Annotated in this window: 23 protein-coding genes; 13 read left to right on the top strand and 10 right to left on the bottom strand. The window is 63.4% G+C overall.

From position 1 onward, the window contains the following. Positions 1 to 688 precede the first annotated feature (688 nt). Genes ACR52_RS25660 through ACR52_RS25670 form a run of 3 tightly spaced genes read right to left on the bottom strand, consistent with a single transcriptional unit; the run spans position 689 to position 2,274 of the window. A complete protein-coding gene (locus ACR52_RS25660; protein ID WP_048730724.1) occupies positions 689 to 934 on the bottom strand; it encodes a cytochrome C oxidase subunit IV family protein in 246 nt (81 codons plus the stop codon). Between the two features lie 7 nt (positions 935 to 941). Next, a complete protein-coding gene (locus tag ACR52_RS25665) occupies positions 942 to 1,514 on the bottom strand; it encodes a cytochrome c oxidase subunit 3 (protein WP_048730725.1) in 573 nt (190 codons plus the stop codon). Continuing rightward, a complete protein-coding gene (locus ACR52_RS25670) occupies positions 1,498 to 2,274 on the bottom strand; it encodes a CbbQ/NirQ/NorQ/GpvN family protein (protein ID WP_048730727.1) in 777 nt (258 codons plus the stop codon). Before ACR52_RS25670 ends, ACR52_RS25665 begins: the two co-directional genes overlap by 17 nt. A 195-nt stretch (positions 2,275 to 2,469) precedes the next feature. Between ACR52_RS25670 and nirS the strand changes: the two genes are divergently transcribed. Genes nirS through ACR52_RS25725 form a run of 11 tightly spaced genes read left to right on the top strand, consistent with a single transcriptional unit; the run spans position 2,470 to position 11,378 of the window. After that, positions 2,470 to 4,143 carry a nitrite reductase gene (gene nirS, locus ACR52_RS25675; RefSeq protein WP_048730729.1) on the top strand — a complete coding sequence of 558 codons (1,674 nt, stop codon included), beginning with the start codon at positions 2,470 to 2,472 and terminating at the stop codon, positions 4,141 to 4,143. A 24-nt stretch (positions 4,144 to 4,167) separates the two neighbouring features. Next, positions 4,168 to 4,482 carry a c-type cytochrome gene (locus ACR52_RS25680; protein WP_048730731.1) on the top strand — a complete coding sequence of 105 codons (315 nt, stop codon included), beginning with the start codon at positions 4,168 to 4,170 and terminating at the stop codon, positions 4,480 to 4,482. 16 nt (positions 4,483 to 4,498) lie between these two features. Continuing rightward, positions 4,499 to 4,816 (top strand): c-type cytochrome, encoded by a 318-nt coding sequence (locus ACR52_RS25685; RefSeq protein ID WP_173439342.1) that lies wholly within the window; start codon positions 4,499 to 4,501, stop codon positions 4,814 to 4,816. Further along, the gene (locus tag ACR52_RS25690; RefSeq protein ID WP_048730733.1) at positions 4,813 to 5,982 is read left to right on the top strand and encodes a cytochrome D1 domain-containing protein; all 1,170 of its coding nucleotides are present in this window, start codon (positions 4,813 to 4,815) and stop codon (positions 5,980 to 5,982) included. Before ACR52_RS25685 ends, ACR52_RS25690 begins: the two co-directional genes overlap by 4 nt. Before the next feature lies 1 nt (position 5,983). Beyond that, positions 5,984 to 6,442: an Lrp/AsnC family transcriptional regulator gene (locus tag ACR52_RS25695; protein WP_048730735.1), complete on the top strand. Its 459-nt coding sequence runs from the start codon at positions 5,984 to 5,986 to the stop codon at positions 6,440 to 6,442. After that, positions 6,439 to 6,954, top strand: a complete 516-nt coding sequence (gene ahbB, locus ACR52_RS25700; protein WP_408003355.1) for a siroheme decarboxylase subunit beta — start codon at positions 6,439 to 6,441, stop codon at positions 6,952 to 6,954. Before ACR52_RS25695 ends, ahbB (ACR52_RS25700) begins: the two co-directional genes overlap by 4 nt. Next, entirely contained in the window at positions 6,947 to 7,390 is a 444-nt protein-coding gene (locus ACR52_RS25705; RefSeq protein ID WP_048730736.1) for an Lrp/AsnC family transcriptional regulator, read from the top strand. Before ahbB (ACR52_RS25700) ends, ACR52_RS25705 begins: the two co-directional genes overlap by 8 nt. Then, entirely contained in the window at positions 7,365 to 7,865 is a 501-nt protein-coding gene (gene ahbB, locus ACR52_RS25710) for a siroheme decarboxylase subunit beta (protein WP_048730738.1), read from the top strand. Before ACR52_RS25705 ends, ahbB (ACR52_RS25710) begins: the two co-directional genes overlap by 26 nt. An 11-nt stretch (positions 7,866 to 7,876) precedes the next feature. Continuing rightward, positions 7,877 to 9,058 carry a heme d1 biosynthesis radical SAM protein NirJ gene (nirJ, locus tag ACR52_RS25715; protein ID WP_048730740.1) on the top strand — a complete coding sequence of 394 codons (1,182 nt, stop codon included), beginning with the start codon at positions 7,877 to 7,879 and terminating at the stop codon, positions 9,056 to 9,058. A gap of 44 nt (positions 9,059 to 9,102) precedes the next feature. Beyond that, complete coding sequence (gene cobA / locus ACR52_RS25720) at positions 9,103 to 9,927, top strand: uroporphyrinogen-III C-methyltransferase (protein WP_048730742.1); 825 nt, start codon at positions 9,103 to 9,105, stop codon at positions 9,925 to 9,927. After that, positions 9,924 to 11,378, top strand: a complete 1,455-nt coding sequence (locus ACR52_RS25725) for a cytochrome D1 domain-containing protein (RefSeq protein ID WP_048730745.1) — start codon at positions 9,924 to 9,926, stop codon at positions 11,376 to 11,378. The genes cobA and ACR52_RS25725 overlap by 4 nt, the downstream gene beginning before the upstream one ends. Positions 11,379 to 12,293: 915 nt before the next feature. Here ACR52_RS25725 and hemN read toward each other — a convergent pair. The 6 genes from hemN to ACR52_RS25755 form a co-directional block, all read right to left on the bottom strand. Further along, entirely contained in the window at positions 12,294 to 13,679 is a 1,386-nt protein-coding gene (gene hemN, locus ACR52_RS25730) for an oxygen-independent coproporphyrinogen III oxidase (protein WP_048730747.1), read from the bottom strand. Further along, positions 13,666 to 14,985, bottom strand: coding sequence for an oxygen-independent coproporphyrinogen III oxidase (locus ACR52_RS25735; protein WP_048730748.1), 1,320 nt, complete (start codon positions 14,983 to 14,985; stop codon positions 13,666 to 13,668). Before ACR52_RS25735 ends, hemN begins: the two co-directional genes overlap by 14 nt. Before the next feature lie 90 nt (positions 14,986 to 15,075). After that, positions 15,076 to 15,519, bottom strand: a complete 444-nt coding sequence (locus ACR52_RS25740; protein WP_048730749.1) for a membrane protein — start codon at positions 15,517 to 15,519, stop codon at positions 15,076 to 15,078. A gap of 104 nt (positions 15,520 to 15,623) precedes the next feature. Continuing rightward, positions 15,624 to 16,940 (bottom strand): OprD family outer membrane porin, encoded by a 1,317-nt coding sequence (locus tag ACR52_RS25745; protein ID WP_048730750.1) that lies wholly within the window; start codon positions 16,938 to 16,940, stop codon positions 15,624 to 15,626. A gap of 181 nt (positions 16,941 to 17,121) precedes the next feature. Next, positions 17,122 to 17,667 (bottom strand): putative natural product biosynthesis protein, encoded by a 546-nt coding sequence (locus ACR52_RS25750; protein ID WP_048730751.1) that lies wholly within the window; start codon positions 17,665 to 17,667, stop codon positions 17,122 to 17,124. Between the two features lie 62 nt (positions 17,668 to 17,729). Further along, complete coding sequence (locus ACR52_RS25755) at positions 17,730 to 18,113, bottom strand: DUF2946 family protein (protein ID WP_048730753.1); 384 nt, start codon at positions 18,111 to 18,113, stop codon at positions 17,730 to 17,732. A 194-nt stretch (positions 18,114 to 18,307) separates the two neighbouring features. Between ACR52_RS25755 and ACR52_RS25760 the strand changes: the two genes are divergently transcribed. Next, a complete protein-coding gene (locus ACR52_RS25760) occupies positions 18,308 to 18,913 on the top strand; it encodes an SCO family protein (RefSeq protein WP_048730756.1) in 606 nt (201 codons plus the stop codon). Continuing rightward, on the top strand, positions 18,913 to 19,380 hold the full coding sequence (locus tag ACR52_RS25765) for a copper chaperone PCu(A)C (protein ID WP_048730758.1): 468 nt from the start codon (positions 18,913 to 18,915) through the stop codon (positions 19,378 to 19,380). Before ACR52_RS25760 ends, ACR52_RS25765 begins: the two co-directional genes overlap by 1 nt. 16 nt (positions 19,381 to 19,396) lie before the next feature. Here the strand turns inward: ACR52_RS25765 and ACR52_RS25770 are convergent, their stop codons facing one another. After that, positions 19,397 to 19,726 carry a DHCW motif cupin fold protein gene (locus ACR52_RS25770; protein ID WP_048730760.1) on the bottom strand — a complete coding sequence of 110 codons (330 nt, stop codon included), beginning with the start codon at positions 19,724 to 19,726 and terminating at the stop codon, positions 19,397 to 19,399. Positions 19,727 to 19,782: the final 56 nt, after the last annotated feature.

A 19,782-nucleotide genomic window follows, 5' to 3' on the forward strand; every position in this document is an offset into this window, starting at 1 on the left:
GGTGGGGTATTTTTTGGGGGGGATGGGGGGGTGTACATATCCGTTTCTGCGGTAACGGCCGCTATGGGTTCCGCTCTTACAGCGGGTCACTTTTGGAAAAGAGCCCCAAAAGTAACCAAAAACGCGTCGCCCCACCACTCGGCACCTCGCTTAGGCTCGGTGTGCCCGTACGCAGGCCAGCGTGTTTAACGGGGCGCCTGAGATCAAAATCAAGAGCAAAAGCCAGAATAAGGTCTATCTGATCTATGGAGATCCAAATGTGGGAGGGGGCTTGCTCCCGATGGCAGTGGATCAGCCAACTTATGTATCAACTGACACTGCCTCATCGGGAGCAAGCCCCCTCCCACACTTCTAACGGAGTTCGGCACACACAAAACCGGTCGGCTCTAAGGCCGCCGTGCTTTTGCTTTTGATCTTCGGCGCCCCGTAAAACCACGCTGGCCGAACGCAGGCTTTGGAGCGTGGGCAACCCGGCAGGACGCCGGGTTAGCCGCCCTGGGCCATGGATGGCCCATGGCGGCGTCCCACGCTCCAAAGCCTGCGTTCGGGCACACCGAGCCTAAGCGAGGTGCCGAGTGGTGGGGCGACGCGTTTTTGGTTACTTTTGGCGCTCTTCCAAAAGTGACCCGCTGTAAGAGCGGAACCATAAGCCGCCGTTACCGCAAAAACGGATATGTACACGATAAACCTACCCCAACAGCCTGGTCGACCCAAAGGCCGCCACGACTAAAACCCCCACCCACCCCAACATCGCAAAACGCCACAAAAGCGGCGCATAACGCAACGCCATAAACCCATCCACAATCACCCACCCCTTAACCACCGCCAGCACCAAAACCACCAACCACAACCCGGACGCTCCGGTCAGCACAGTGCCAACGCTCAGCGCCACCAACAGTGCCCAACACAGGATCAGCGTTTGAGAGCCCCCCATACACACCTCAACGGATCACATAAACCAACGGAAACAACACCACCCAAACCAAATCCACCATATGCCAATACAACACCCCCGACTCCAACCCACTCAAACCCGGCACCCGGTAAGCCCGCTGCCAACACCGCCAGGCAAGCCAACCCAGAATCACCATCCCCAGCAACACATGCAGAAAGTGAAACCCGGTAAGCACCCAATACAGCGTAAAGAACGTGCTGTACTCAAGCCCCAACCCTGAACCGGCGAGGTGAGCGTATTCAGCGACCTTGATCCATACGTAGACCAGCGCCACCAGCAACGCCCCAAGCAACAAGGCACACCCCTGACGCGAGCGCCCCAAACGCACCTGTTGCACCGCCAGCGCCGCCAACAACCCCGCCGTCAGCAGACTCAAGGTCATCGCCAACCCCGTCGACGTATCCAACTGCGCCCGCCCCTGGGCAAACACCTCAGGCTTGAGCACCTGGGTCACGGCAAACGCCAGGATCAAAATCGCAAACACCGTCAACTCGGCGAGGATAAAAAACCACATCGCCAAATCCCCTGGCACCCGCCGGGGCTCATGCAAAATGAACATCCACCACATCCATCAACGCCGCCACGGTAAGGGGATCGTCGCTCAGCGGTTCCGCCAGGCAGGCCATGCAGGCCTCGCGCGGGCTCATCCCGGCGCCGATCAGGCGCGCGGTGAAAATCAGTAGCCGCGTGGAAGCCACTTCCTCCAGGTCATGCTGATCGAGACGGCGCAACGCCTGACCCAGGCGCACCACTTGTGCGGCCAACGCAACATCCACCCCGGCCTCACGGGCCACGATGCGTTCCTCGTCGGCCGTCGGCGGGTAACCGAACCGCAAGGCGACAAAGCGCTGGCGCGTGCTCGGTTTCATACCCTTGAGCAGGTTCTGGTAACCCGGGTTATACGACACCACCAGCATGAACGACGACGGCGCCTTGAGCACTTCACCAGTGCGTTCCAGGAACAGCTCGCGGCGCTCGTCGGCAATCGGGTGCAGCACCACGGCGGTGTCCTGGCGCGCCTCGACCACTTCGTCGAGGTAACAGATACCGCCCTCGCGCACGGCGCGGGTCAACGGGCCGTCCTGCCACCAGGTACCGTCGGTGCCGATCAGGTGGCGGCCGAGCAAGTCGGCGGCGCTCAGGTCGTCGTGGCAGGCCACGGTGTACAGCGGCAGGTTCAGACGGTGCGCCATGTGCTGCACAAAACGCGTCTTGCCACAGCCCGTGGGGCCTTTGATCAGCACCGGCATGTGATGGCGCCAGGCGTGCTCGAACAGGTGTTGTTCGTTATTCAGCGGTTGGTAGAAGGGCTCGGTCATCACATGTACTCACAACGGGTTCAGTGGCCACGCTAAGGCTCCCTGCGACAACCTGGCAAGCACGCACATCGGCAAACTTGATCGCCGTCAAGCGAGCATTCCGCTACTGCAACATAGTCTTGGCCGGCACTAAGAACCTGCGCTCTACCCAGCCTTCGCCGGGCATCGCAAAGGTCTTGCCTGAGGAGAAATGGAATGCTGACTCGTAACAGAAAACCCTGGGTCTTGAGTCTCGCCAGTTTGAGCTGCGCCCTGGCCCTGGCACTGCCCATCACCGCCCACGGCGACACGCCGCCCGGTATCGTGAAAACCACCGGCGCGCCGGATATCAGCCAGGCTGACTTCGACGCCTCCAAGCAGATTTACTTCGAGCGCTGCGCCGGTTGCCATGGCGTATTGCGCAAAGGCGCAACCGGCAAGCCGCTGACACCGGACATCACCCAGGCGCGCGGCCAGGCCTATCTGGAGGCGTTGATCACGTACGGCTCACCCGCCGGGATGCCGAACTGGGGCACGTCCAACGCGCTGACCAAAGCGCAGATCACCACCATGGCCACGTTTATCCAGCACACCGCGCCCACCCCGCCGGAATGGGGCATGGCCGAAACGCTGAAGACCTGGAAAGTGCTGGTCAAGCCCGAAGACCGGCCGAAAAAACAGCTGAACACACTCAACCTGCAAAACATCTTTTCAGTCACCCTGCGCGACGACGGCAAGATCGCCCTGGTCGACGGCGACACCAAGCAGATCATCAAGCTGATCGACACCGGCTACGCCGTGCACATCTCGCGCATCTCGGCCTCCGGGCGTTACCTGCTGGTGATCGGCCGCGATGCCAAGATCGACATGATCGACCTGTGGCCTCTGGAGCCGACCAAAGTCGCCGAGATCAAGGTGGGCATCGAGGCCCGTTCGGTGGAGACCTCCAAGTTCAAAGGCTATGAAGACAAATACACGATTGCCGGTTCCTACTGGCCGCCGCAGTTCACCATCATGGATGGCGAGACCCTGGAGCCCAAGCAGATCGTGTCCACCCGGGGCATGACCGTCGACAAGCAGGAGTACCACCCGGAACCGCGCGTGGCGGCGATCATCGCGTCCCATGAATGGCCGGAGTTCATCGTCAACGTCAAGGAAACCGGCAAGGTGATGCTGGTCAATTACCAGGACATCAAGAACCTCACCATCACCACCATCGACGCCGCGCCGTTCCTGCATGACGGCGGCTGGGACAGCACGCACCGCTACTTCATGACGGCGGCGAACAACTCCAACAAGGTTGCGGTGATCGACTCCAGGGAGCGCAAGCTCACCGCGCTGGTGGACGTGGGCAAAACCCCGCACCCAGGGCGCGGCGCCAACTTTATTCACCCCAAATTCGGGCCGGTGTGGGCCACCAGTCACCTGGGTGACGGCGGCATTTCAGTGATCGGCACCGACCCGGTCAAGCACCCGCAATATGCCTGGAAGCAAGTGGAATCCCTCAAGGGCCAGGGCGGCGGTTCGCTGTTTATCAAGACCCACCCCAACTCGCGGCATCTGTATGTGGACACCACCCTCAACCCTGACGCCAAGCTCAGTCAGTCGGTGGCCGTGTTCGACCTCGACAAGCTGGACAAGGGCTACACCGTGCTGCCGATTGCCGAGTATTCCGGCATCAAGCAAGGCGCCCTGCGCGTGGTGCAACCGGAATACAACAAGGCCGGCGATGAAGTGTGGTTCTCGGTCTGGAACGGCCAGACCGAAGAATCGGCGCTGGTGGTGATCGATGACAAGACCCTCAAGCTCAAGCAGGTGATCAAGGACAAGCGCCTGATCACGCCGACCGGAAAATTCAACGTCTACAACACCCAACACGACATTTATTGAGCCCCATCAACACGAGGTATCCCAATGAAAAATATTCTCCTCGCACTGCTGGCCTGTACGGCTGCGGTCAGCCTGCAACCGGCCCTGGCGCAAGACGGCCCGACGCTGTTCAAGAGCAAACCCTGCGCCGCCTGCCATGCCATCGACAGCAAGGTAGTGGGGCCCGCTTTGAAAGATGTTGCGGCCAAGAACGCCGGTGTAAAAGACGCCGCCACCACCCTGGCTGGCCGTATCAAGAATGGCACCCAAGGCAACTGGGGGCCGATCCCGATGCCGCCGAATCAGGTCACGGATGACGAGGCCAAGGTGTTGGCCGAGTGGGTTCTGACCTTGAAATAAGCACAAGGAGCACGCCATGAAAGCATCGATGATCGGTTCGGCCGTGGCGCTGTTCCTGCTGATCCCCGCGCGGGCTGCGGCCACTCCGGACGCTGCCCGCCTGGAACACCTGCTGACCCAGGATTGTGGCGCCTGCCATGGCCTGCACTTGACCGGCGGCCTGGGCCCGGCCCTCACACCCCAGGCCCTCGCCAACCACAGCCGCGACAGCCTGATTGCCACCGTGACCTACGGCCGCCCTGCCCGCGCCATGCCCGGCTGGGGCCCACTGCTCAGCACCGGCGATATCGCCTGGCTGGTCGACCGCCTCTTGCAAGGAAGCCCCGCACCATGATGCGTCCCGCACTGTTATCCCTCTGCCTGTTGCTGGGCGCCTGTACTCAACCGGCACTGCGCGGCAGTGGTGATCTTGGCCTGGTGATCGAGCGCGCCAATGGCAGCGTGCAGATCATCGAAAGCACCGGCATGACTGCATTGGCGCGCATCGAGGGTTTGGGGGATTTGTCCCATGCCTCGGCGGTATTTTCCCGCGACCAGCGTTACGCCTATGTGTTCGCCCGCGATGGCGGGCTGACCAAGGTCGACCTGCTGACCCAACGCATCGAGCGGCGCATCGTGCAGGGCGGCAACAGCATCGGCGGCGCCATCAGCCAGGATGGGCGCCTGATTGCCGTGTCCAACTACGTGCCGGGCGGGGTCAAGGTGTTCGACGCCAGCACCCTGCAACAGGTCGCGGACATTCCCGCCACCGCCCTGGCCGACGGCAAACGCTCGCGGGTGGTCGGCCTGGTGGATGCGCCGGGGCAGCGCTTCGTGTTCAGCCTGTTCGACAGCGGCGAAATCTGGAGCGCCGACTTCAGCCACGGCAACACGCCGCAGATCACCCGCTTCACGAAGGTCGGCGAGCAACCCTATGACGCACTGATCACCGCCGATGGCCGCTACTACATGGCCGGGCTGTTCGGTGAAGACGGCATGGCCCAGCTCGACCTGTGGCACCCGGAACGCGGCGTGCAGCGTGTGCTGAAGGATTACGGGCGCGGCCAGGCCAAGCTGCCGGTGTACAAGATGCCCCACCTCGAGGGCTGGGCTGTGGCCGACAACCAGGCCTTCGTGCCAGCCGTGGGCCGCCATCAAGTGCTGGTGATGGACGCGCGCAGCTGGCAGCAAACCGCAGTGATCGCAGTGGCCGGGCAACCGATTTTTGTCACCGCACGCCCCGACGGGCGTCAGCTCTGGGTGAACTTCGCCTACCCCGACAACGACCGGGTGCAGGTGATCGACACGCAAACCCACCAGGTAGTCGCCAACCTCAAGCCCGGCCCCGGCGTGCTGCATATGGAGTTCACCGGCCGTGGCGAGCAACTGTGGCTGTCGGTGCGCGACGGCGAGCAGCTGCAGGTGTGGGACCCGTACCGTCTGACCTTGCTCAAAACCCTGCCGGCCCAGAGCCCCAGCGGCATTTTCTTCAGCATTCGCGCGCAAAAAATGGGGTATTGAGATGGACCTTGATCGACTCAGCCAGCAATTGATCGAACGCTTCCAGCACGGCATGCCGCTGTGCGCCGAGCCCTACCGGGAAATGGCCCAGGTGTTGGGGTGCTACGAGGCCGACGTCATGGCGTGCCTGCAACGCCTGGAACTGGCCGGTGCCCTGTCGCGCATCGGGCCGGTGTTCGAGCATACCCGCGCCGGGGCCAGCACCCTGGCCGCCCTGGCCGTGCCACTTGAGCGCCTGGAACAGGTGGCCCGGCGGGTCAGCCAGTACCCGGAAGTCAATCACAACTATGCCCGCGAACATCACTACAACCTGTGGTTTGTGCTGACCGGCCCCCATCGCGAGCACCTGCAGCAAATCCTCGATGAGCTGGAGAAAGACACCGGCCTCACGCCGCTGGACTTGCCGATGCTCACCGCCTACCGCATCGACCTCGGCTTTTCCCTGGGAGTGCACCCGTGATCACGCCCCTCAGCCATGAACAGATGCTCGACCTGCGCCAGTGCCTGGAGAGCGGTCTGCCGATTGTGGCACGGCCCTACGACGACCTCGCCGAGCGCATTGGCGCCCATCACGATCAAGTGCTGCAACAGATGCAGCAATGGCACGACCAGGGCCTGTTTCGCCGCGTCGGCCTGGTGCTCAACCACCGTGCCCTGGGGTATGTGGCCAACGCGATGCTGGTGCTGGATGTGCCCGATGCCCTGGTCGACGAAGTGGGTCAGCGCCTGGGCCGCGCGCCGGGCGTGAACCTGTGTTATCAGCGGCCAAGGCGTCTGCCGCAGTGGCGCTACAACCTGTTTTGCATGGTGCACGGCCGCGAGCGCAGTGCGGTCGAGGCGCAGATCCAGGCCCTGCTCGACCAGCACATGCTCAGCGACCTGCCCTATCAACTGCTGTTCAGCACCCGCGCCTTCAAGCAATGCGGCGGGCGTTTCGCGCCGCCGCCGTCACAGGTGTGGGCCCATGGATGATCTTGACCGGCGCCTGATCAACCGCCTGCAACTTGGCCTGCCACTGGTGCGCGAGCCCTGGCAGCAGATAGCGCAGGAGCTGCATAGCCGTCCGTGTGAAGTACTCGACCGCCTGCACGACTTGCTCGAAGACGGCGTGCTCACACGTTTCGGACCGATGTTCGATATCGAGCGTCTCGGCGGCGCCTTCACCCTCGCGGCGTTGGCGGTGCCCGAGGCACGTTTTGATGCCGTCGCCGAACAGCTCAACGCCCTGCCCCAGGTGGCCCACAACTACCGCCGCGACCACCGCTGGAACATGTGGTTCGTGCTGGCCTGCGCCACCGAGGCGGAGCTGGCCGCCACCCTGTCCCGCATCGAGGCCCTGACGGGGTTGGCGGTGCTCAACTTGCCGAAGGAGCAAACCTACCATGTCGGTCTGTATTTCCCGGTCTGACGACACCCTGGCGCTGAGCCTGGTCGCCCTCACCCAAAGCGGATTGCCGCTGGTGGAAGACCCGTGGGCCTGGCTCGCCGAACAATTGGGCATCAGCGTCGAATCGACCCTCGACCTGCTCAAGCGCCTGCAAGCCGAAGGCGCCATTCGGCGGATCGCCGCCGTGCCCAACCATTACCGCCTGGGTTATCGCCATAACGGCATGACGGTGTGGGACGTGGCCGATGTGCAGATGCCCCGCCTGGGGGAACTGATCGGCGCGCAGCCGTTTGTCAGCCATTGCTATCGCCGCCCGCGCCGTCCCGACTGGCCCTACAACCTGTTCGCCATGGTGCATGGCCGCAGCCGCGAAGAAATCGACAGCTACCGCGAGCACCTGCGGTTCCTGCTGGGCGATGCCTGCCGCGCCGAAGAGATGCTGGTGAGCAGCCGCATCCTGAAAAAAACCGGCCTGCGCCTGGCGCCGGCGCATTAGAGGAACGCTCCATGCTGCGGATCAGTCAATACTTGCGCACCCTGGCCGGCCAATGCCCGCCACCCCGTGCCTCGGCTCCCGGCAGCGACCGGCCGCCCGTGGTGATATGGAACCTGCTGCGGCGCTGCAACCTCACCTGCAAACACTGTTACGCCACCAGCGCCGACAGCGTGTTCCGCAATGAGCTGGACACCCCGGCGGCCCTCCAGGTGATCGATGATTTGCACGCGGCCGGCGTGCGCGTGTTGATCCTGTCCGGGGGCGAACCGCTGCTGCGCGAGGACCTGTTCCAGCTCAGCGCCTATGCCCGCGACAAAGGTTTTTTCGTCGCGCTGTCGACTAACGGCACGCTGATCGACGAGCAGAATATCCAGCAGATCGCCGACGCACATTTCGACTACGTGGGCATCAGCATCGACGGCCTGGAGGCGACCCACGACGCGTTTCGCCAGTTGCACGGCAGTTTCCAACGCTCGATGCACGCCATCCGCCTGTGCCGCGAGGCCGGGATTCGCGTGGGCCTGCGCACCACCCTGACCCAGGAAAACCACGCACAGTTGCCGCAACTGCTGGCGCTGATGCGCACTTACGATGTGCAGAAGTTCTACCTGTCGCACCTCAACTACAGCGGGCGCGGCAAGCGCAGCCGCCAGCTCGATGCCCACCGCCAGATGAGCCGCGATGCGATGTCGCTGATCTTCCAGCAGGCCTGGCACGACATCGAGCACGGCATCGACAGCGACTTCGTCAGCGGCAACAACGACGCCGACGCGGTGCTGTTGCTGCAATGGGTGCACGCTCATCTGCCCGAGCACTACCCGCAGCTGGAACAGCTGCTGCACGACTGGGGCGGCAACGCCTCGGGCAGCGGCATCGCGAATATCGACAACACCGGCGAGGTGCACCCCGACACCTACTGGTGGCAGCACTCGGTGGGCAACGTGCGCAACACCACCTTCCGCCAGCTGTGGCTGGACCAACCCGACCCGCTGCTGCTGCGCCTGCGCGAACACCCGCGCAGCATCGGCGGGCGTTGTGCCGAGTGCCGCTGGCTGCCGATCTGCAACGGCAATACGCGCACCCGTGCCTGGGCCGATGGCGACCTCTGGGGCCCGGACCCCGGTTGCTACTTCAGCGACGCCGAGATCACCTCGCAACCTTCTGCCCAGATCCCTTGCTCGACCACCCGGTGACACAACCGGGGGCCGCCTACCTGATGATGAACCAAGGACGTCTCATGCACACTTCAACCGCCCTACCTGCCAGTTTGCACAGCGCGTTCCAACCCGGCGAAGTCGCGTTAGTCGGTGCCGGCCCCGGCGACCCATGCCTGTTGACGCTGCGTGCCTGGAGCCTGTTGATGCAGGCCGATGCCGTGGTCTTCGACCGACTGGTCAGCGCCGAGTTGCTGACCCTGATCCCCCTGACGTGCGCCCGCCACTACGTGGGCAAGGCCAGCGGCTGCCATAGCCTGCCCCAGGGTCAACTCAACGAACTGCTGGCCGAACTGGCCGACCAGGGCCTGCGCGTGGTGCGCCTCAAGGGCGGCGACCCGTTCATCTTCGGGCGCGGCGCCGAGGAATTGGAGTACCTGTTGGCACGCGGCATTCCCTGCCAGGTGGTGCCGGGCATCACCGCCGCGTCCGGGTGCAGCGCCTATGCCGGTATCCCGCTGACCCACCGCGACCTGGTCAACTCCTGTCGGTTCGTCACCGGGCACCTGCAGCGCGACGGCGCGTTGAAGCTGCCGTGGGCAAGCCTCGCGGAGCCGAGCCAGACGCTGGTGTTCTACATGGGCCTGTCGAACCTGGCGCTGATCGCCGAGCACCTGGTGGCAGCGGGGCTGCCGGGGGATACGCCGGCGGCGTTGATCAGCAACGGCGCCCGCGCCGACCAGCGTGTGGCCCGTGGCACCCTGCGCCAATTACCGACCCTGGCCGCCGACTGCGAACCCGGCGTGCCCACGTTGACGGTGATCGGCCAGGTGGTGAACCTGTTTGCCGGGGCCGCCCTGCACTACCCGGCCAGCCTGTCGCCGGCCCGTGAATCGGTGGCGGTATGAAACGCCTGCTGCTGGTGCCGTTGCTGTGGGCCGGCGCCGCGCACAGCACGCCGGCGGAGGACTATCACCTCCACTGCGAAAGCTGCCATGGCCTCAACCGCATCGGCGCCACCGGCCCGGCGCTGCTTCCGGAAAGCCTCGGGCGGATCAAGCCAGAGGAGGTACGCAAGGTCATCGAACAAGGCCGCCCCGCCAGCCAGATGGCGGCCTTCGCGCCGCAACTGAGCGCCGCGCAAATCGATGGCCTGGCGAGTTTCCTGCAACAACCGCCGGCCTCACCGGCCACCTGGGATGAGCGCGACATCCGTAACAGCCACAGGCTGCTGGCCGATGTAAACCAACTGCCCACCACCCCTCAACACCACGCCGACCCGCTCAACCTGTTTGTGGTGGTGGAATCGGGTGACCATCACATCGACATTCTCGACGGCAACACCTTTGCCGTGCTGGACCGTTTCCCCACCCACTTCGCGGTGCACGGCGGGCCGAAATTCTCCCCCGACGGGCGCTTTGTGTACTTCGCCTCGCGGGACGGCTGGATCAGCCAGTACGACCTGCACAACCTCAAGCTGATCGCTGAAACCCGCGTGGGCCTCAACACCCGCAACCTGGCGGTGAGCAAGGACGGGCGCTGGGTGCTGGCGGGCAATTACCTGCCGGGCAACCTGGTGCTGCTGAATGCGCGCGACCTGTCACTGGTCAAGACCCTGGACACGGCCTCGCGGGTCAGCGCGGTGTACACCGCACCGCCGCGCAACAGCTTTATCGTGGCGCTCAAAGACGTGAACGAGGTGTGGGAGTTGTCCTATGCCGCCGCCCAGCCCAGCTTCGAACCCCGGCGCATCCAGGCCCAGGACGTGCTCGATGACTTTTCATTCTCGCCCGATTACCGGCAACTGGTGGCCACCTCACGCAAGGCCGGTGGCGGCCAGGTGATCGACCTGGACACCGGCCAGGTCGTCACCGACATCCCGCTGTCCGGCATGCCGCACCTGGGCTCGGGGACTTACTGGCAACGCAACGGGCAATGGGTATTTGCCACGCCCAATATCAGCAAGGGGCAGATCTCGGTGATCGACCTCAAGACCTGGAAGCTGATCAAACAGATCCCCACCCTCGGCCCGGGCTTTTTCATGCGCAGCCATGTGAACTCGCGCTATGTGTGGAGCGATGTGTTTTTCGGGCCGGACAACGACGCGATTCACCTGATCGACAAGCAGACCCTGGAGATCGCCCACACCCTGCGGCCAATGCCGGGCAAGACCGCCGCCCACGTGGAATTCACCCGCGACGGCCGCTACCTGTTGCTGAGTATCTGGGCCACTGACGGTGCGCTCATCGTCTACGACAGCCAGACGCTCAAGGAGATCAAGCGCCTGCCCATGAACAAACCGTCGGGCAAGTACAACGTGGGGAATAAGGTGGAATTTGCGGAGGGGACATCGCACTGAGCCATCGCGCCGAGCACTCTTCCAAGACTGAAGAATCCCCCTGTGGCTGACACACTGCTTATTGTGGCGAGGGAGCTTGCTCCCGTTGGGCTGCGCAGCGGCCCCAGTCGGATGAACGAAGGTAATTCAGGCAGACCGAGTAGGCAGGTTTTGGGGCCGCTGCGCGGCCCAACGGGAGCAAGCTCCCTCGCCACAGTGACGGTGTTTGGCCTTAATAGTGGCTGACACACTGCTTATTGTGGCGAGGGAGCTTGCTCCCGTTGGGGTGCGAAGCAGCCCCAGTCGGATGAACGAGGTAATTCAGGCAGACCGAGTAGGCAGGTTTTGGGGCCGCTGCGCGGCCCAACGGGAGCAAGCTCCCTCGCCACAGGTACGGTGTTTGGCCTAATTGTGGCTGACACACTGCTTATTGTGGCGAGGGAGCTTGCTCCCGTTGGGCTGCGCAGCAGCCCCAGTCGGATGAACGAAGGTATTTCAGGCAGACCGCGTTGGCAGGTTTTGGGGCCGCTGCGCGGCCCAACGGGAGCAAGCTCCCTCGCCACAGGGACGGTGTCTGGGCTTAATTGTGGCTGACACACTGCTTATTGTGGCGAGGGAGCTTGCTCCCGTTGGGGTGCGAAGCGGCCCCAGTCGGATAAACGAGGTAATTCAGGCAGACCGAGTAGGCAGGTTTTGGGGCCGCTGCGCGGCCCAACGGGAGCAAGCTCCCTCGCCACAGGGACGGTGTTTGGGCTTAATTGTGGCTGACACACTGCTTATTGTGGCGAGGTAGCTTGCTCCCGTTGGGCTGCGCAGCGGCCCCAGTCGGATGAACGAGGTAATTCAGGCAGACCGCGTTGGCAGGCTTTGGGGCCGCTACGCGGCCCAACGGGAGCAAGCTCCCTCGCCACAGGGACGGTGTTTGGCCGTACGAGGTCATACGGTGCGGGAAAACTGGCCTTTGTGCGCGCCGCCCAAGTAGGCATCAAAGGCCATCGCCACGCTGCGCACCATCAGTTGGCCTTTGGGCAACAGTTGCAGCGCATCGGGCTGGATCAGCAACAAGCCGTCGGCCACCTGCTCATCCAACTGCGCCAACGCCTCGGCGAAATAGTCGTTGAAGCGAATCCCATGGGCCGCCTCGACTCGCGCGAAATCCACCCGGCCATCGCACATCAGGCCGTTGATCACCTCGCGGCGCAGCACGTCATCGGGGTTGAGCCGATAACCGCGTTGCACCGGCAGCATCCCCGCGTCGAGCCGTGCGTAATACTGGGACAGCTCCTTGACGCTCTGGCTGTAGCTGTCTCCGACCTTGCCGATGGCCGAGACGCCAAGGCCGATCAGGTCGCAATCGGCGTGGGTCGAGTAGCCCTGGAAGTTGCGCTGCAGGCTGCCATTGGCCCGGGCCAGCGCCAGTTCATCGTCGGGCAAGGCGAAGTGGTCCATGCCGATGTAGACGTAACCGGCGTCGGTGAGGCGGCGGATGGTCAGCTCCAGCAGCTCCAGCTTGCGCGCCGGTGGAGGCATGTCTTCGGGGCGAATCATGCGCTGGGCGCGGATCTGGCTCGGCAGGTGGGCATAGCTGTAGGCCGCCACCCGGTCGGGACGCAGGGCGATCAGCTTGTTCAAGGTCACATCGAAGCTCGCCACGGTTTGCAGCGGCAAGCCGTAGATCAGGTCGACACTCACCGACTTGAACCGCGCCTCACGGGCGGCCGCCACCAGTTGCAGAATCTGCGCTTCGCTCTGCACGCGATTGACCGCAGCCTGCACGTCCGGGTCAAAGTCCTGCACACCAAAACTCAGGCGATTGAAGCCCAACCGGCGCAGCGTATTGATCCGGTCGACGCTGATGGTGCGCGGGTCGACCTCGATGGAAAATTCATGCGCGTCGCTGTCATCCAGGGTAAAGCTATCAGCCAGGCAGGCCATCAGCTCGGCCAGTTGCGCGTCGTCCAGATAGGTCGGTGTACCGCCGCCCAAATGCAGTTGGGTCAAGCGCCGGGAGCGGTCGAACAACGCCGCCTGCATCTGGATCTCGCGCTTGAGGTACCCCATGTACTCCACGGCCCGATGGGTCTTGCGGGTGATGATCTTGTGGCAGCCGCAGTAGTAGCAAAGGCTCTGGCAAAACGGGATATGGATGTACACCGACAACGCCTTGGGCGCCGCAACCTGTTGGCTCGCGCGGACCGCCTGGTGATAGTCATCCAGGGCAAAGGCGCTGTTGAACTGCGGCGCCGTCGGGTACGAGGTGTAGCGTGGCCCTGGTCGGTCATATTTGTGCACCAGGGCGCGGTCGAATTCAAAAGCACTCATGGTCGATCACCTCGTCGTTGGCGCTAACGGGGGTGCCGAGCGCCGCCCGTTCAAACAATGCGCAGATGCCATCCACCTGCGGCAGGCCGGCCGGCAGCAGCCAGATGAACGTCGGGGTCAGCTCGATCAGGCCGTCGCGGTGCAACGCTTCCAGCAGCGGCCAGAGGTTGGCGAAATAGCGCGGGAACACCAGCCCATAACGCCGCTCCACCGCCTGGATATCCAGCTCCAGGTCACAGGCCAGGCGCTCGGCCACGTGCAGGCGCACCGGGTCAGCGGCTTCGCGCAGCCAGCCTCGGCCCGTGGCGAGCTGACCATTGCCCAGCTGTTCACGGTACTGGCGGGCATCGGTGGTGTTTTGGGCGCACAGCGTGTCGATCTGGCTGATGGCACCCAGGCCGAAGCCGACGTGGTCACAGTAACCGTGCAGGGTGAAGCCTTCGCAATTGCGGCTCAGGCGCCCGCGTTCCTGGGCCTGCTTGAGGTCATCGTCGGCGCGGGCAAACTGCCCCAGGCCGAGGTAGTGATACCCCGCCGCCGTCAGGTGCTGAAAACTGCTGCGGCGCATGGCGCTCTTGTCCGCCTCGCTGCAGAACGCTTGGGGTGGCCGGGCTTGATAGCGCGCGGGCGCCTGAGCGTAATCGAATACCTGCACGCGGTCGGGTTCCAGGGCAATCAGGCTGGCCAGTTTCACGTCGAAACTGGCCGGCGTCTGCCAGGCATGGCCATAGCCGAGGTCGATATTCACCGAGCGAAAGCCGAAGGTACGCGCGGCATCAACCAGGGATTCGATGGGTGCCGGGTCCTGATAACGGGCCTGGGACAACGGCCCGTCGCTGTGGGCGTCCGGCACACCGATGCTCGCGTGGTTAAAGCCTTGCTCGCGCAGCAGGCCCATGGTGGCCCAGTCCATGTGCCAGGGGTCAAGGTCGATGCGGTAGTCGCCACGGTCGTGGTCGAGGAAATGGAAGCGCTCGCGCAGTTGCTCCATCAACAGCTGTAACACCTCCATCGCCGGCGGGGTGCCGCGCAAGTAAAAGTGTTCGACCGGCTGGCGGGGGCCGAGCTGGCAGCCGATCAGCTGGATTTCCTGGGTGAGACTGCGCAAGTAGTCATCGCCGCCGTCGCTGCACGGCCAGTGCAAGTTCAACGCCAGGGGGCGCTGGCGCTGGCGGCTGTCGCGCAAGGCGCGCAACAGGTCGAGGGAGCCGACACCGGCATGGAAGCGACGCGTATCCGTTGGGCAGGCCAGGTCCAGCACGCCCTGGTCCTGACGAAAGCGGGCGGGATAAAGATGGGTGCGCATGGCGGACTCCGGAGCGGGCGGCGGTGGTGCATTGTCCCGTGCGACCCGAACGCGCACCTTGATATGCATCAAGATCCCAGGCCTGGGCATCTACCAGCTCAGGTAAAACATGCTCTTGGCCAACAGCACAATCGCGACCATGTGCGCAAACAGGCTCAGGTGGATAAAACGCAAATACCGCGCACTCGGCCGCCCCAGGCGCATGCGCACCATGGTCACGAGAAAATGCAGGAGCACGCTGAAGGCCAGGACCAACTTAAGCGTGAGCAACGTGCCAAACGCAGACGCCGACGGCGCAGCCAGCACCGGCAGGTAGCGCAACCAGACCATGCCGATCCCTGCGCCGAACAGCACCAGCAACACCCACGGCATCAACACCCGCGCACGCCGGCCGACGCCCTGCTCCACCAGCACCATCACCCGAATCGGCAGGTGCTGGTGCAGGTGCCCCAGGATCAGCACCTCGAAAAACACCGTGCCGATGAAGATCAGCGCAGCGAACAGATGGGCCAACAGAAACAGGAGGTAGAGCATGGTGGCCTCGCAGGGGGACCGGCCGGTGGGTGTTCAGTGTGCAGGCTGGCGCAGGGCGCGGCCTTGATACTGATCAAGCGTTGCGGCTGCCTCCCCGGCCTGGCTTACATCAGCGGGATGCTGTAGCTGACGATCAGCCGCGTCTCATCCTTATCGGGCGTGTCATTACCGCGCAGCACCGCACTGCGCCAGGTCAGGCCCAGGCCCTTGAACGTGCCCGTGGGGACCACGTAGTCGACCCGCAAATCGCGCTCCCACTCGCTGTTGTCGCGACGCGCCGCGCGAATGTTGGTGCCATGGATATAGGTCACGCTCGACTTCAGGCCCGGAATGCCCAGGCCGGTAAAGTCGTAGGTGTAGTTGCCCACCGTGGCCTGTTCGCCGGCATTGACGAACTTCAGCGACTGCGAGTTGGTGATCAGGTACAGCGAGCGGCCCTGGCCCTGGTTGATATGAGGAAAGTCACTTTCGCCGGTGGTCTTCTGGTACCCCAGGCCCACGGAATGCCCGTGTAACCCATACGTGAACATTGCGCTCCACAGGCGGTTGTCGACCTTGCCCGAATTGACGCCCGCCCCGTAGTAACCCGAGCTGACATAGCCTTCGCCCCGCCCGGCGGCGCTGGCATTCTTGCCGTCGGCGGTGCTGTAGAAATAACGCAGGTCGGTCTTGAGCTGCCCTAACGGCAACTGCCAGTTGTGCACCAGGCCAAGGAAGTGCTGCTGGTAAAAGTTCTCCAGGCTGGCGTAGTAGTACTGCACTTGCAGCTGCTTGCTGACGGCGTAATCCACCCCACCGTAGTAGAACTGATTGCTGAACTTGCCTTTGGTTGGGTCATTGGCACCGGCGATGGACATGCCCTGGCCGTTGCTGGAATTGCGGTCCAACACCTGCTCCATCTTACCGGCGATCAGGTTGAAGTCCTTGAGCTCCTTGGAGTCCACCTGATAGCCACGGAACGTCTGCGGCAATAATCGACCGTCTTCGGACATCAGCACCGGCATCTTGGGCACCAGCGTGCCGGCTTTGAACTGAGTCTGGGAGAGGCGCATCTTGCCGGTGGCGCCGGTCTTGCTGAAGTCGTTGGCGGCCTTGCCATCGGACAGCGGGAAAACACTGCCGGGGGTGTTGTCCTCACCGGCCTTGCCCGCGCGCCCCGAGGCGTCCAGACGCAGGCCATACATCGCTTGCAGGTCCAGGCCCAGGCCTACAGGCCCCTCGGTAAAACCGGACTGGTAATTGAACATGAACGCCTGGCCCCACTCCTTATCCGAAGCAGCCTTGGCGTTACGGGTGTCCTGGTTGTAATAGAAATTGCGCAGGTCGAGGGTGGCTTTGCTGTCATCGATAAAACCCGATGCAGCAGCCTGTTGCGCCGCGCCGAGGGAGACGGCGAGCGCCAGGCAAGTGGTGTGTTTCATGAAGGCTCCAGGAAGTCATTGAGGCGACCCCGTCACAGCCCAACCCTGTTATTTATCGGCCGGGTGGTGCTGCATTCAACGGGTGCGCGCACGGTATAGCGTTGGGCTGCCGGGAAACAGCCGCTAAAACCGCCAATCACTTTTTCAGTTTTCGTAACAATCCAGGTCGACGGTGTGGTGTTCAGGGCACCGGCAACCAACCGTTGAATGCACCCCGGGGCGTGAGCGGACACCAGGCGATGTCCCACTCCGTCGCGGGGAGTACCTCCTGTTCGGCAGCCGGGAAGCGAGCGCCCTTCCAATCGAACACATGCGTGCCCTGCCAGGCCAGGACCACCCCTTGGGCCTGGCTTTCATCGGTATTGATCCAACTCGCAGCCGCAGCCGCCATGAACGCTTCGATTGGCTCATCATCAATCTTCGTGCGATACGGGGAGCCCAGCAGCCAGCGGCAGACATTCAGGTGATACGTCCAATCCTCGGCTGGCTGGTTGCGATACGCCCAAGTCATGAAGCTGCGGAACAAATTCAGCCCGTCGGGCGGGTCGAGCTTGAGCAGCGCCGGGCAGATGTCGAACACGCTGTGCCAATACGGCAACAGGCGTGCGTCCAGGTGTACGAAGTTGCGGGAATTGCTCGGGTATTCAGGCCGCAATGGCTCCGCGCGCAGGCGACGGGACGCCTTGCTGACCAGGCGGCTGGCGCCGGCAGGCAATAGATGATTCATGAAGCGCACTCACAGTCGTGACGATAGAACGCCTCCCGGTCACGGGAGGCCCAGGGCACACGTCAGAATGCGGGGGATGCGCGGGGGTTGGCCGAGGGCCAGGAATAACGCGGAGGCGCCTTGTTGCGCAGCTGATGGGCCGGACGCGGGGTTTGCCCGAGGCCCAGCAGCCAGGCCAGGCCGATCATGAACACGAGGGCCACGGTCACAGCGGCGCAAACCGGGCAGGCAAAGTAGTTCGAGATGTTGCTGGAGGACGGGCTGCCAGACCCTTTATCGGAAAGTGGCGCCTGGGTACCGTCCACCGAACAGAACGCCCCACCGATCCCGTTGAGCTGCTGGCCCATCATCTGCCCATGCCCCAAACCGCACACGAACACGTTCATCAGGACGCAGAAGTACAGGGTCCAGGCGATCAGCGAACGGTCGGAGGGGCTCAATTTCATGGCGGCGACTCTACCACCGAAGCCCGATCAGGATGAAATACGGCGCGCCCCTGTGGCAGAACGTCGCAGATTACGCCGGCTGGCCAGGGTTGGTAGACTTGGCGCCCTCCTCGTTTCTTCTTTTCAATGCCTGCTTTTCAAAGCCTGACGTGTAGATCCAACGCAATGCAGGCGCTTCACAGGATGCACAGTTGATGAGTACGTTATTCACCCGCCGCAAGGTCCTGACCGGCATGAGCTTGCTGGGCCTGGGCCTGCTGGCCGGTTGTGACAACAGCCCCAGACTGAACTTCAAGTACGGCAAGGACCTGAGCGACAAGATCATGGGCCGCACCTTCAAGCTCAAGAACACTGAGGGCGAAACCGTCACCCTCAGCTCGTTCCGTGGCCTGATGCCGGTGGTGTTCTTCGGTTTCACCCAGTGCCCGGCGGTGTGCCCGACCACCCTGGCCCGCGCCGCCCAGGCCAAGAAGCTGATGGGCCGCGACGGTGAGATCATGCAGGTGATCTTTATCACCCTCGACCCCGAACGCGACACGCCCGAGATTCTCGACAAGTACGTCAAGGCCTTCGACCCGAGTTTCGAAGCGCTGTATGGCACCCCGGAAGAAATCGCCGTGGCCGCCAAGGAATTCGGGATCTTTTATGAAAAGATCCCCGCCGGCGACACCTACACCTTGTCCCACACGGCCACCAGTTTTGTCTTCGACACGCGCGGCAACCTGCGCCTGGGCCTGTCGGCATCCCTTACCGCTAAAGAGTGCGCAGAAGACCTGCTCACCGTCATGGAGGTCTGCTAATGACTGCCGTTCAACACCTCAAACGCACCCTCATCGGCCTGTCCCTGCTGGGCCTCGCCGCCCACGCCAGCGCCCAGGTGCTGGTAACCGACGCCTGGGTGCGCGCCTCTGTAGCAGGCCAGCCGTCCAGCGGCGCATTCATGACCGTGACCGCCGACAGCGACAGCAAACTGCTGAGCGTGTCGTCGCCGGTCGCCAAGGACGTGCAGATCCATGAGATGAGCATGAAGGACGACGTGATGCGCATGGGCCCGGTGGACTCGGTGGCGCTGCCGGCGGGCAAGGCGGTCAAGCTCGACCCCAACGGTTATCACGTGATGCTGATGGGCCTGACCGGCCAGATCAAGGAAGGCGACCAGGTGCCGCTGACCCTGACGGTGCAAAACGCCAAGGGCGAGAAGCAGGCGATTGAAGTGAAGGCACCGGCTCGCGGGATTGATGGGATGGACCATAGCAAGATGCATTGACAGGCGCTTGCAGGCCTCAATCCACAATAAACAGCTTTGCCCCCACTCGTGTGGATGAACGATGCCCTTCCATGTCATTGCCCACCTGGTAACTCATCCCGGCCGTCAGCGTGAACTGGCGGCCGTCTTCCAGCTCCGTATGCAACTCCCCTTCGAGACACAACAGCACATGCCCGCGCCAGCACCAGTGATCGGCCAGGTAGCCGGGGGTGTATTCGACCCTGCGCACGCGGGTGGTGCCGAAATGGCAGGTGCGCCACGAAGCACTGCCGGTAACGCCGGGGTGATGCTCGGGTTCGACGGTGGACCAGTCGGTAGTGCCGAAGGGGACAGCGGTGAGTTCCATGGTGTGCTCGGTCGTCAGTTAACGTGGCTCGACCCTATCCGCCCGGCACGGGGTGC

This window comes from Pseudomonas fildesensis, assembly GCF_001050345.1.
Classification (GTDB): domain Bacteria; phylum Pseudomonadota; class Gammaproteobacteria; order Pseudomonadales; family Pseudomonadaceae; genus Aquipseudomonas; species Aquipseudomonas fildesensis.

What these genes read in the sequence shown, in the direction of transcription:
- ACR52_RS25660 (WP_048730724.1), bottom strand. Translation starts at nt 934, where the DNA reads ATGGGGGGCTCTCAAACGCTGATCCTGTGTTGGGCACTGTTGGTGGCG.
- ACR52_RS25665 (WP_048730725.1), bottom strand. Translation starts at nt 1,514, where the DNA reads ATGTTCATTTTGCATGAGCCCCGGCGGGTGCCAGGGGATTTGGCGATG.
- ACR52_RS25670 (WP_048730727.1), bottom strand. Translation starts at nt 2,274, where the DNA reads ATGACCGAGCCCTTCTACCAACCGCTGAATAACGAACAACACCTGTTC.
- nirS (WP_048730729.1), top strand. Translation starts at nt 2,470, where the DNA reads ATGCTGACTCGTAACAGAAAACCCTGGGTCTTGAGTCTCGCCAGTTTG.
- ACR52_RS25680 (WP_048730731.1), top strand. Translation starts at nt 4,168, where the DNA reads ATGAAAAATATTCTCCTCGCACTGCTGGCCTGTACGGCTGCGGTCAGC.
- ACR52_RS25685 (WP_173439342.1), top strand. Translation starts at nt 4,499, where the DNA reads ATGAAAGCATCGATGATCGGTTCGGCCGTGGCGCTGTTCCTGCTGATC.
- ACR52_RS25690 (WP_048730733.1), top strand. Translation starts at nt 4,813, where the DNA reads ATGATGCGTCCCGCACTGTTATCCCTCTGCCTGTTGCTGGGCGCCTGT.
- ACR52_RS25695 (WP_048730735.1), top strand. Translation starts at nt 5,984, where the DNA reads ATGGACCTTGATCGACTCAGCCAGCAATTGATCGAACGCTTCCAGCAC.
- ACR52_RS25705 (WP_048730736.1), top strand. Translation starts at nt 6,947, where the DNA reads ATGGATGATCTTGACCGGCGCCTGATCAACCGCCTGCAACTTGGCCTG.
- ahbB (WP_048730738.1), top strand. Translation starts at nt 7,365, where the DNA reads ATGTCGGTCTGTATTTCCCGGTCTGACGACACCCTGGCGCTGAGCCTG.
- nirJ (WP_048730740.1), top strand. Translation starts at nt 7,877, where the DNA reads ATGCTGCGGATCAGTCAATACTTGCGCACCCTGGCCGGCCAATGCCCG.
- cobA (WP_048730742.1), top strand. Translation starts at nt 9,103, where the DNA reads ATGCACACTTCAACCGCCCTACCTGCCAGTTTGCACAGCGCGTTCCAA.
- ACR52_RS25725 (WP_048730745.1), top strand. Translation starts at nt 9,924, where the DNA reads ATGAAACGCCTGCTGCTGGTGCCGTTGCTGTGGGCCGGCGCCGCGCAC.
- hemN (WP_048730747.1), bottom strand. Translation starts at nt 13,679, where the DNA reads ATGAGTGCTTTTGAATTCGACCGCGCCCTGGTGCACAAATATGACCGA.
- ACR52_RS25735 (WP_048730748.1), bottom strand. Translation starts at nt 14,985, where the DNA reads ATGCGCACCCATCTTTATCCCGCCCGCTTTCGTCAGGACCAGGGCGTG.
- ACR52_RS25740 (WP_048730749.1), bottom strand. Translation starts at nt 15,519, where the DNA reads ATGCTCTACCTCCTGTTTCTGTTGGCCCATCTGTTCGCTGCGCTGATC.
- ACR52_RS25745 (WP_048730750.1), bottom strand. Translation starts at nt 16,940, where the DNA reads ATGAAACACACCACTTGCCTGGCGCTCGCCGTCTCCCTCGGCGCGGCG.
- ACR52_RS25750 (WP_048730751.1), bottom strand. Translation starts at nt 17,667, where the DNA reads ATGAATCATCTATTGCCTGCCGGCGCCAGCCGCCTGGTCAGCAAGGCG.
- ACR52_RS25755 (WP_048730753.1), bottom strand. Translation starts at nt 18,113, where the DNA reads ATGAAATTGAGCCCCTCCGACCGTTCGCTGATCGCCTGGACCCTGTAC.
- ACR52_RS25760 (WP_048730756.1), top strand. Translation starts at nt 18,308, where the DNA reads ATGAGTACGTTATTCACCCGCCGCAAGGTCCTGACCGGCATGAGCTTG.
- ACR52_RS25765 (WP_048730758.1), top strand. Translation starts at nt 18,913, where the DNA reads ATGACTGCCGTTCAACACCTCAAACGCACCCTCATCGGCCTGTCCCTG.
- ACR52_RS25770 (WP_048730760.1), bottom strand. Translation starts at nt 19,726, where the DNA reads ATGGAACTCACCGCTGTCCCCTTCGGCACTACCGACTGGTCCACCGTC.